The organism is Pseudoalteromonas shioyasakiensis (genome assembly GCF_022398475.1).
GTDB lineage: Bacteria > Pseudomonadota > Gammaproteobacteria > Enterobacterales > Alteromonadaceae > Pseudoalteromonas.
In genome coordinates, this window is record NZ_JAKEVM010000040.1 from 19766 (window position 1) to 31814 (window position 12049).

A 12049-nucleotide genomic window follows, 5' to 3' on the forward strand; every position below is an offset into this window, starting at 1 on the left:
TAAAATCTAATTTTCTCTTTACTTTCAAGTTGTTACCTAGTTTGGTGTTGAAAGTGTCAGAGCAAAATAGAACAACAATTTAATGTTGTACATCTTGGCTTAGATGCCAGTTAAGTCTGTTCTTACAAGAACAGGTCGGGTCAAAGATCAGCAAGCTGAGGAACCCCATGGCTTACTCTTATTCTGAAAAGAAACGTATCCGTAAGGATTTTGGTAAACGTCCACAAGTTTTGGATATACCTTTCTTACTGTCGACGCAGTTAGAATCGTTTAAAAAATTCTTAGTCCCTGACGCTGATGGCGATCACGGTTTGGAAGCTGCTTTCCGTTCTGTGTTTCCTATCAAAAGCTACTCGGGAAATTCTGAGCTTCAATACGTAAGTTATCGTATTGGTGAGCCAGTATTCGATGTAAAAGAATGTCAAATTCGCGGTGTGACTTATTCTGCTCCACTTCGCGTAAAATTGCGTCTTGTGGTGATGGACAAAGAAGCACCAGGCACAGTTAAAGACATTAAAGAGCAAGAAGTTTACATGGGCGAAATTCCGCTCATGACTGATACCGGTACCTTTGTTATCAATGGTACAGAGCGTGTTATCGTTTCTCAGCTACACCGTAGCCCTGGTGTATTCTTTGATAACGACCGCGGTAAAACTCACTCGTCAGGTAAAGTACTTTATAACGCGCGTGTAATTCCTTACCGTGGTTCATGGTTAGACTTCGAGTTTGATGCAAAAGATAACCTTTATGTACGTATTGACCGTCGTCGTAAATTACCGGCGTCAATCATCCTACGTGCACTTGAGTACTCAACGGATGAAATCCTAGAGATATTCTTCGATACAACTGCGTTTGAAGTTGCTGACGGTAAAGTTCTTATGGAACTTGTTCCTTCACGCTTACGTGGTGAAACTGCCGCTTTTGATATCAAAGGCGAAGACGGTGAAGTCCTTGTTGAAGCGGGTCGTCGTATTACTGCGCGTCACATCAAGAACATCGAGAAAAAAGGTATTAACCAATTAGAAGTACCGCATGAGTACATCATTGGTCGTGTTGTAGCTAGAAACTATGTTGATGAGTCAACTGGTGAGATCATCGCAAACGCGAATGACGAGCTATCACTTGAGCTAATGGCTGAATTGGTTAAAGCAGGTCACACTAAGATTGATACACTATATATCAACGAAGTGGACAGCGGCGCCTACATGTCAGATACATTACGTATCGACACAACAAGCAACCGTTTAGAAGCATTAGTAGAAATTTATCGCATGATGCGCCCAGGCGAGCCACCGACGAAAGACGCGGCTGAAGCCTTATTTGATAACTTGTTCTTCTCTGACGAGCGTTACGATTTATCAACAGTTGGTCGTATGAAGTTCAATAGCCGTGTAGGTTATGACTCAGATACTGGCCCTGGCACATTATCGAAAGAAGACATCGTAGCTGTTATGAAAGTGCTTATCGCTATTCGTAACGGTGTTGGCGATGTTGATGATATCGATCACTTAGGCAACCGTCGTATCCGTAGTGTTGGCGAAATGGCTGAGAACCAATTCCGCGTTGGTCTAGTACGTGTTGAGCGTGCTGTACGTGAGCGTTTAAGCTTAGGTGACCTTGACGCTGTAATGCCACAAGATCTTATTAACGCTAAGCCTATTTCGGCTGCGGTTAAAGAGTTCTTTGGTTCATCTCAGTTATCACAGTTCATGGACCAAAATAACCCGCTTTCAGAAGTAACGCACAAGCGTCGTATTTCTGCATTAGGCCCGGGTGGTTTAACACGTGAACGCGCTGGCTTCGAGGTTCGAGACGTTCACGTAACTCACTATGGTCGTGTGTGTCCAATCGAAACGCCTGAGGGTCCAAACATCGGTCTAATTAACTCATTGTCTACGTACGCACGTACGAATGACTATGGTTTCTTAGAAACACCTTACCGTAAAGTGGTAAACGGTGTAGTTACTGATGAAGTAGATTACTTATCAGCCATTGAAGAAGGTCAGTTTGTTATCGCTCAGGCGAACTCAAACTTGAACGAAAACAATGAGTTTGTTGATGAACTAATTCCATGTCGTCACAAAGGTGAATCAACCTTTATGGGCAAAATGGACCAGCAATATATGGACGTATCACCACAACAGGTGATCTCTGTAGCGGCAGCACTTATCCCGTTCCTAGAACACGATGATGCTAACCGTGCATTGATGGGTTCAAACATGCAACGTCAAGCCGTACCAACACTTATCGCGGACAAACCGCTGGTAGGTACAGGTATCGAGCTTACACTAGCGAAAGATTCTGGTGTAACTATCGTTGCTAAGCGTGGTGGTGAAGTAATGTATGCGGATGCAAGCCGCATCGTTGTAAATGTACATGAAGATGAGCGTATTCCAGGTGAAGCGGGCATCGATATTTACAACCTTACTAAATACACTCGCTCAAACCAAAATACATGTATTAACCAAAAACCAACTTGTATGGTTGGTGAGCCGGTAACACGTGGTGACGTATTAGCAGATGGTCCTTCGACTGACTTAGGTGACTTAGCACTTGGTCAAAACCTTCGCGTGGCATTCATGCCATGGAACGGTTATAACTTCGAGGATTCAATCCTATTATCAGAGCGTGTAGTTCAAGAAGATCGTCTAACGACTATCCACATTCAAGAACTACAATGTATCGCACGTGATACTAAATTAGGTCCTGAAGAGATCACAGCAGATATCCCTAACGTAGGTGAGTCTGCACTAGGCAAGCTTGATGAATCAGGCGTTGTTTATATCGGTGCTGAAGTTAAAGGCGGCGATATCCTAGTAGGTAAGGTGACTCCGAAAGGCGAAACGCAATTAACACCAGAAGAAAAGCTACTACGTGCTATCTTCGGTGAGAAAGCGTCAGACGTTAAAGACAGCTCTTTACGCGTACCAAACTCTGTAACTGGTACTGTAATCGACGTACAAGTTTTCACCCGTGATGGTGTTGAAAAAGATAAGCGTGCGTTAGAAGTTGAAGACATGCAGCTTCGCGAAGCGAAGAAAGACTTCAACGAGGAGTTCCGTATCTTAGAAGCAGGTGTATTAGACCGTGCTCGTAAGTTACTTGTTGACGCAGGTCTGAACGCAGATTCAATTGCATCACTAAATGCTGAAAAGCTGCTTACTCAAAGCCTTGCTGAAGAAGATAAGCAAGCTGAACTTGAGCAACTAGCTGCCCAGTACGATGAGCTTAAAGCTGAATACGATAAGAAGTTTGAAAACAAACGTCGTAAGATCACTCAAGGTGATGACTTAGCACCAGGCGTACTTAAGATTGTTAAAGTATACCTAGCTGTTAAACGTCGTATCCAACCGGGTGATAAGATGGCGGGTCGTCACGGTAACAAAGGTGTTATCTCGACTATCGTACCAGTAGAAGATATGCCATACGATGACAAAGGTCGTACGGTAGACATCGTTCTGAACCCGCTAGGTGTACCATCACGTATGAACATCGGTCAGATCCTAGAAACACACATGGGTCTTGCTGCACGTGGTGTGGGTGAGCGCTTAGAAGAAATGATGAAAGAGCAGCGTGAACTGCACGAAATCCGTAGCTTTGTTAAGAAAGTTTACGAATTAGGTGATTGTCGTCAGAAAGTTGATATCGACTCGTTCTCTGATGATGAAGTTCGTCGCTTAGCTGATAACTTGAAAGGTGGTTTACCGATCGCAACTCCAGCCTTTGATGGTGCTCGTGAAAGCGAAATCAAAGACTTACTAGAGCTTGGTGGTTATCCAAGAAGCGGTCAAGTTACACTTTATGATGGCCGTACTGGCGATCAGTTCGAACGTCAAGTAACTGTTGGTTACATGTACATGCTGAAACTTAACCACTTGGTTGATGACAAGATGCACGCACGTTCAACTGGTTCTTACAGCCTTGTTACTCAGCAGCCGCTGGGTGGTAAAGCTCAGTTCGGTGGCCAGCGTTTCGGTGAGATGGAGGTGTGGGCACTAGAAGCTTACGGTGCTGCATATACTCTACAAGAAATGCTAACAGTGAAATCGGATGACGTGAACGGTCGTACTAAGATGTATAAGAACATCGTAGATGGTAACCATAAGATGGAACCAGGTATGCCAGAATCGTTCAACGTATTGTTGAAAGAAATCCGCTCACTGGGTATCAACATCGAGTTGGAAGAAAATTAAGCCATTTAGGTGCGGCGTAAGCCGCACCTGTTAGGCCGAATAGAATGTAGGGGCGATTGGTTCGCCCTCAAGATTAACCTCCGACAGGAGAGCTAAGGTGAAAGACTTACTTAAGTTTCTGAAGCAACAAAATAAGACCGAAGAATTCGATGCAATTCGCATTGGTCTTGCTTCGCCAGATATGGTTCGTTCATGGTCATACGGTGAAGTAAAGAAACCTGAGACAATCAACTACCGTACTTTCAAGCCTGAGCGCGACGGCTTATTCTGTGCCCGTATTTTCGGCCCAGTGAAAGATTATGAGTGTTTATGTGGTAAATATAAGCGCCTTAAGCACCGTGGTGTTATTTGTGAAAAGTGTGGCGTTGAAGTAACGCTTACTAAAGTGCGTCGTGACCGTATGGGTCACATTGAGCTTGCGAGCCCAGTTGCGCACATTTGGTTCTTAAAATCATTACCGTCACGTATCGGCTTAATGCTAGACATGACACTTCGTGACATCGAGCGCGTACTTTACTTCGAATCATTCGTAGTAACTGAGCCTGGTATGACAACGCTTGAGCGTGGTCAGCTTTTAGGTGAAGAAGAGTACCTAGATGCACTAGAAGAGCACGGTGATGAGTTTGAAGCGAAGATGGGTGCAGAAGCAGTATTAGACTTGCTTCGTGAACTTGATCTTGGCCAATTAATTGCTGAAATGCGTGAAGAGTTACCTACAATTAACTCTGAAACTAAGCGTAAGAAGATCACTAAACGTCTTAAATTAATGGAATCTTTCCACCAATCAGGTAACAACCCTGAGTGGATGATCATGACAGTACTTCCAGTACTTCCGCCTGATCTACGTCCATTAGTACCACTAGACGGTGGTCGTTTTGCGACTTCTGATCTGAATGACCTTTACCGTCGTGTTATTAACCGTAATAACCGTCTTAAGCGTCTATTAGATCTAGCAGCACCAGACATTATCGTACGCAACGAAAAACGTATGTTACAAGAAGCGGTAGATGCGCTACTTGATAACGGTCGTCGCGGTCGTGCGATCACAGGTTCTAACAAACGTCCTCTTAAATCGCTTGCTGATATGATCAAAGGTAAGCAAGGTCGTTTCCGTCAGAACTTACTTGGTAAACGTGTAGATTACTCTGGCCGTTCTGTAATCACAGTAGGTCCTACGCTTAAACTACACCAGTGTGGTCTTCCTAAGAAGATGGCACTTGAGCTATTCAAACCATTTATCTACGGCAAACTAGAGCGTCGCGGCATGGCTACGACTATCAAAGCAGCTAAGAAGATGGTTGAGCGTGAAGTGGCAGAAGTATGGGATGTATTAGACGAAGTAATTCGTGAACATCCAGTATTACTTAACCGTGCACCAACACTTCACCGTTTGGGTATCCAAGCGTTCGAACCTGTGCTTATCGAAGGTAAAGCGATCCATTTACACCCATTAGTTTGTGCGGCGTACAACGCTGACTTCGATGGTGACCAAATGGCGGTACACGTACCGTTAACGCTTGAAGCACAGTTAGAAGCACGTGCTCTAATGATGTCTACAAACAACATCCTATCTCCAGCGAATGGTGAGCCAATCATCGTTCCTTCACAGGACGTTGTATTAGGTCTTTACTACATGACTCGTGATCGCATCAATGCGAAAGGCGAAGGTACTGTATTTAAAGATCCTAAAGAAGCTGAAAAAGCATACCGCAGTGGTAATGCTGAGCTACATGCGCGCGTAAAAGTACGTATTAGCGAAACAGTTAACAATGAAGAAGGTGAAGCAGTTGAGCAAGTATCTATTGTTGAAACAACAGTAGGTCGTGCAATTCTTTCACTAATCCTACCTAAAGGCATGCCGTTTGAGTTAATCAACCAAGCCCTAGGTAAGAAACAAATTTCTGGCTTATTAAACGAGTGTTACCGTCGTCTAGGTCTTAAAGATACCGTTATCTTTGCTGACCAAGTAATGTACACAGGTTTCCACTACGCAATGAAGTCAGGTGTTTCAATCGGTATCGATGACTTAGTGATCCCACCGGTTAAAGCAGAAATCATTGAATCAGCGGAAGCTGAAGTAACTGAAATCAACCAACAATTCCAATCAGGTCTTGTAACGGCTGGTGAAAAGTACAACAAAGTTATCGATATCTGGTCACGTGTAAATGAAAACTTATCACGTGAGATGATGGCTAACTTATCAAAAGACACTGTAATCAACGCTAAAGGCGAAGAAGAAGAGCAATCTTCATTTAACTCAGTGTTTATGATGGCAGACTCAGGTGCACGTGGTAGCGCCGCTCAGATCCGTCAGTTAGCGGGTATGCGTGGTCTAATGGCACGTCCAGATGGTTCAATCATCGAGACACCAATCACGGCGAACTTCCGTGAAGGTCTAAACGTACTACAGTACTTCATCTCAACGCACGGTGCGCGTAAAGGTCTTGCCGATACAGCACTTAAAACAGCAAACTCGGGTTACTTAACGCGTCGTCTAGTAGACGTTGCACAAGACTTAGTAATCAACGAAGACGACTGTGGCACAGAAGATGGCTTAACAATGAAACCGCTTATCGAAGGTGGTGACGTTGTAGAAGCACTTCGTGAGCGTGTACTAGGTCGTGTTGTTGCTGAAGATGTATTAATTCCAAATACTAACGAAGTACTTGTTAAGCGTAACATCATGCTTGACGAAAAACTGTGTGACCTTTTAGAAGAGCACTCAGTGGATGAAGTACGCGTTCGTTCAGTAATCACTTGTGATAATGACTTTGGTGTATGTGCTAAGTGTTACGGTCGTGACCTTGCGCGTGGCCACATCATCAATCCAGGTGAGTCAGTAGGTGTTATCGCGGCACAATCAATCGGTGAGCCGGGTACACAGCTTACGATGCGTACCTTCCACATCGGTGGTGCGGCATCTCGAGCGTCTGCTGAAAACAGTGTACAAGTTAAAACTAACGGTACATTGAAGTTACACAATGCGAAGTACGTATTAAACACAGACGGTAAGATTGTTATCACGTCTCGTTCAACAGAGATCACTATCATCGATAGCTTTGGTCGTGAGAAAGAGCGTTATAAAGTACCTTACGGTGCGGTGTTAGCAGTACAAGATAATGCAGAAGTTCAAGGTAACGACATCGTTGCTACTTGGGACCCGCATAGTCACCCAATCGTTCTTGAGCACAAGTCAAAAATCTCGTTCAGCGACATTGATGACTCAAATACCGAAGCACAAACAGACGAGTTAACTGGTTTAACACGTGTGGTTGTTAAAGACTTAGGTAAAGCGAATGCGAAAGAACCTAAACTAATCATCGAAAGCGATGAGCGTGGTCTGCAAGAAACACGTCTTCCTTCATTCACAACGATTGAAGTAACAGACGGCGCAACTGCAAACCCAGGTGACGTACTTGCACGTATTCCGCAAGAAGGTTCGAAGACTCGTGATATCACGGGTGGTCTACCTCGCGTAGCTGACTTATTCGAAGCACGTAAGCCGAAAGATCCTGCAATCCTTGCAGAAATCACAGGTACTATCAGCTTCGGTAAAGAAACAAAAGGTAAGAAGCGTCTTGTAATCACTCCAGCTGAGGGTGACGCATACGAAGAGATGATCCCTAAATGGCGTCAACTTAACGTGTTCGAAGGTGAGCAAGTGTCTAAAGGTGAGGTTATCGCCGATGGTCCTGAGTCACCACATGACATCTTACGCCTACGTGGTGTAACTCATGTAGCTAACTACATCGTTAACGAAGTGCAAGAGGTTTACCGCTTGCAAGGCGTTAAGATCAATGACAAGCACATTGAGACAATTATTCGTCAGATGCTACGTAAATGTATCATCCTTGACGGCGGTGACACTGAGTTCTTAGCCGGTGAACAAGTTGAAGTAGCACGCGTTAATATTTCTAACCGTGAACTTGAGAAACAAGGCAAGATCCCAGCGAAGTTTGAAATCCAGTTAATGGGTATCACTAAAGCGTCACTTGCAACAGAATCTTTCATTTCTGCAGCATCGTTCCAGGAGACAACTCGTGTCCTAACTGAAGCCGCTGTAAATGGTAAGAGCGATGAGCTTCGTGGTCTGAAAGAAAACGTAATCGTGGGTCGTCTGATCCCAGCTGGTACAGGCTTTGCGTATCACCAAGACCGTTTAAACCGTCGCAAGCAAGGTGAAATCGTTGAAGAGCAAACAGTAAGCGCTGAAGAGGCAACTCAAGCACTAACTGACGCACTAAACGCAGATATCTCTGGAAACCAATAATCTCAACTTAATCAATAGATTAAGAAATCGTAAGGCAGTTATCTTCTGCCTTACGATGAGTTAAGGTTGACAGGTTAAACTTTGCTCATTAAAATTCCGCCACCCATTTGCCTGCACGTTTTGTAACGAGCATGTAAACAGGGCGGATTTTTTATTTTTTCAGTAGTAATTTTAATTTCAGGAGCTATTTAAATGGCAACTATTAACCAGCTAGTGCGTAAGCCACGTCGTAGCAAAGTTACTAAAAGTAACTCAGCTGCACTTAAAGCTTGTCCGCAAAAGCGTGGTGTATGTACTCGTGTATATACAACTACACCTAAGAAACCAAACTCTGCATTACGTAAAGTAGCGCGTGTTCGTTTAACTAACGGTTTCGAAGTAACATCTTACATTGGTGGTGAAGGCCACAACTTACAAGAGCACAGTGTAATCCTAATCCGTGGTGGTCGTGTTAAAGACTTACCAGGTGTGCGTTTCCACACTGTACGTGGTGCACTTGACTGTGCAGGCGTTAGCGACCGTCGTCAAGCTCGTTCTAAATACGGTGCTAAACGCCCTAAGGGCTAATGGTTCTCCGTTAGTAAGGCCAAGCACTAAATTTTTAAATTAATTGTTTTGGGTATTGACTCTAAAAGAGCAAACCTGAAGATACCGGAGATACAAAATGCCTAGAAGACGCGTAATAGGTCAACGTAAAATTCTTCCAGATCCTAAGTTCGGATCGGAACTTCTTGCTAAATTCGTTAACGTAGTAATGTTAGACGGCAAGAAATCTACTGCTGAAAAAATCGTTTATGGTGCGTTAGACGTGGCTGCTGAGAAATCAGGCAAGTCGCACCTTGAAATCTTTGAAGCTGCACTTGAAAACGTTCGCCCACAGGTAGAGGTTAAATCTCGCCGTGTTGGTGGTTCAACGTACCAAGTACCAGTTGAAGTACGTCCAGTACGTCGCAACGCATTAGGTATGCGTTGGTTAGTAGACGCTGCACGTAAGCGTGGCGAAAAATCTATGGGCTTACGTTTAGCTCAAGAAATCGTTGACGCTGCTGACAACAAAGGCACTGCGGTTAAGAAACGTGAAGACGTTCACCGTATGGCTGAAGCGAATAAAGCATTCGCTCATTACCGTTGGTAATCTGCCCTTAACCTTTAAGAGGATCATATGGCACGTACAACTCCACTTGAGCGCTATCGCAATATCGGTATTTGCGCTCACGTAGATGCAGGTAAAACCACCACAACAGAACGTGTTCTGTTCTACACGGGTCTTTCTCATAAGATCGGTGAAGTACATGATGGTGCTGCAACTATGGATTGGATGGAGCAGGAACAAGAGCGTGGTATCACAATCACTTCTGCTGCAACAACGTGTTTCTGGAAAGGGATGGACGCTCAATTTGACGACCATCGCATCAATATCATTGATACGCCAGGACACGTAGATTTCACTATCGAAGTAGAGCGTTCTTTACGCGTACTAGATGGTGCGGTAGTTGTTCTTTGTGCTTCATCTGGTGTACAGCCGCAAACTGAGACAGTTTGGCGTCAAGCGAACAAATACGAAGTTCCTCGCATGATCTTCGTAAACAAAATGGATCGCACTGGCGCTGACTTCTTAACAGTTGTGGACCAGGTGAAATCTCGTCTTGGAGCAACGCCTGTTCCAATTCAGCTACCAATTGGTGCTGAAGACGACTTTAAAGGTGTTATTGACCTTATTAAGATGAAAGCCATTAACTGGAATGCCGAAGATCAAGGCATGACTTTCACTTATGAGGACATTCCGGCAGAGCTTCTGGAGCTTGCAGAAGAATGGCGTTCTCACATGGTTGAGAGCGCTGCTGAAGCATCAGAAGAACTAATGGACAAATATCTAGAAGGTGAAGACCTGACCGAAGCTGAAATTAAAGCAGCTTTACGTCAGCGCACATTAGCAAACGAAATTGTTCCAATGACGTGTGGTAGTGCATTTAAGAATAAGGGTGTTCAAGCTGTGCTTGATGCTGTTATCGAATATATGCCTGCACCAACACAAGTGAAACAAATCCAAGGTATCGTTGAAGATGGTACTGAGGAAGAACGTCCTGCTGATGACAACGCACCGTTTGCCGCGCTTGCTTTTAAGATTGCGACAGACCCGTTCGTTGGCACCTTGACCTTCTTCCGTGTTTACTCTGGTACTGTTAAACAGGGTGATGCGGTATATAATCCAGTTAAAAGTAAGCGTGAGCGACTTGGTCGTATCGTTCAGATGCATTCAAACTCACGTGAAGAGATCAAAGTAGTCTACGCAGGCGACATCGCAGCGGCTATTGGTCTTAAAGACGTAACAACAGGTGAGACACTGTGTGATCCGAACTCAATTATTACGCTTGAGCGTATGGAGTTCCCAGAGCCAGTTATCTCTGTTGCGGTTGAGCCTCGCACAGTAGCTGACCAAGATAAGATGGGTATCGCGTTAGGTAAACTAGCGGCAGAAGATCCATCTTTCAGAGTACAAACTGACGAAGAATCAGGCCAGACTATTATTTCTGGCATGGGTGAACTTCACCTTGATATCATTGTCGACCGTATGAAACGTGAATTCAGTGTTGAATGTAACGTTGGTAAGCCGCAGGTAGCATACCGTGAAGCTATCCGTTCAGCTGTTGAAGTTGAAGGGAAGTTCGTACGTCAATCAGGTGGTCGTGGTCAATATGGTCACGTCTGGCTTAAACTTGAACCGATGGATATTTCGGATGATGAAGCGCCAACTTACGAGTTCGTTAACGAAATCGTTGGTGGTGCCGTTCCTAAAGAATACATCCCTGCGGTAGACAAAGGCATCCAAGAGCAAATGTCTCAAGGTGTGCTTGCAGGCTACCCATTACTTGGCGTTAAAGCGACTTTATATGATGGTTCATTCCATGATGTAGACTCGAATGAAATGGCATTTAAGATTGCAGGTTCAATGGCGATGAAGAAAGGTGCGCTTGAAGCAAACCCAGCTCTTCTAGAACCAGTAATGAAGGTTGAAGTTATCACTCCTGAAGAAAACATGGGTGATGTAGTTGGTGACTTAAACCGTCGCCGCGGCATGATCGAAGGCATGGAAGAAGCATTCGGTGGTCTTAAGCAAATTAATGCGCAAGTACCACTTTCTGAAATGTTTGGTTATGCAACTGATCTGCGATCTGCAACACAAGGCCGTGCATCTTACTCTATGGAGTTTTTGAAGTATGCAGAAGCCGCTAAAAACGTTGCAGATGCAATAATTGCAGCTCGCGCTGTTATATGATTTAGCTTGTCTGGCCCAATAGTGGGTCAGGCGTTAATTTCTTTATAGGAATTTTTTAAGATGGCAAAAGAAAAGTTTGAACGCGTAAAACCGCACGTAAACGTTGGTACAATCGGCCACGTTGACCACGGTAAAACAACTCTAACAGCAGCAATCACTAACGTACTTGCAAAAGTATACGGTGGTGTAGCTAAAGACTTCGCATCAATCGATAACGCTCCAGAAGAGCGTGAGCGTGGTATCACAATCTCAACTTCACACGTTGAGTACGATACTCCAACTCGTCACTACGCACACGTAGACTGTCCA

6 protein-coding genes are annotated in these 12049 nt (G+C 44.4%); all 6 read left to right on the top strand.

Features of this window, described 5'->3' with window-relative positions; genetic code table 11:
* Positions 1-167: 167 nt before the first annotated feature.
* Positions 168-4193 (top strand): DNA-directed RNA polymerase subunit beta, encoded by a 4026-nt coding sequence (gene rpoB / locus L1D51_RS09465; RefSeq protein WP_055022150.1) that lies wholly within the window; start codon positions 168-170, stop codon positions 4191-4193.
* Positions 4194-4290: 97 nt separating this feature from the next.
* Positions 4291-8463, top strand: a complete 4173-nt coding sequence (gene rpoC, locus L1D51_RS09470; protein ID WP_054564000.1) for a DNA-directed RNA polymerase subunit beta' — start codon at positions 4291-4293, stop codon at positions 8461-8463.
* A gap of 192 nt (positions 8464-8655) precedes the next feature.
* Positions 8656-9030, top strand: coding sequence for a 30S ribosomal protein S12 (rpsL, locus tag L1D51_RS09475; RefSeq protein WP_002958885.1), 375 nt, complete (start codon positions 8656-8658; stop codon positions 9028-9030).
* 97 nt (positions 9031-9127) lie between these two features.
* Positions 9128-9598 (top strand): 30S ribosomal protein S7, encoded by a 471-nt coding sequence (gene rpsG, locus L1D51_RS09480; protein ID WP_054554834.1) that lies wholly within the window; start codon positions 9128-9130, stop codon positions 9596-9598.
* Positions 9599-9625: 27 nt separating this feature from the next.
* On the top strand, positions 9626-11740 hold the full coding sequence (gene fusA / locus L1D51_RS09485) for an elongation factor G (protein ID WP_054563999.1): 2115 nt from the start codon (positions 9626-9628) through the stop codon (positions 11738-11740).
* Positions 11741-11800: 60 nt separating this feature from the next.
* Positions 11801-12049: GTP-binding protein (locus L1D51_RS09490; RefSeq protein ID WP_235523726.1), on the top strand; the 249-nt coding region annotated here is incomplete at its 3' end.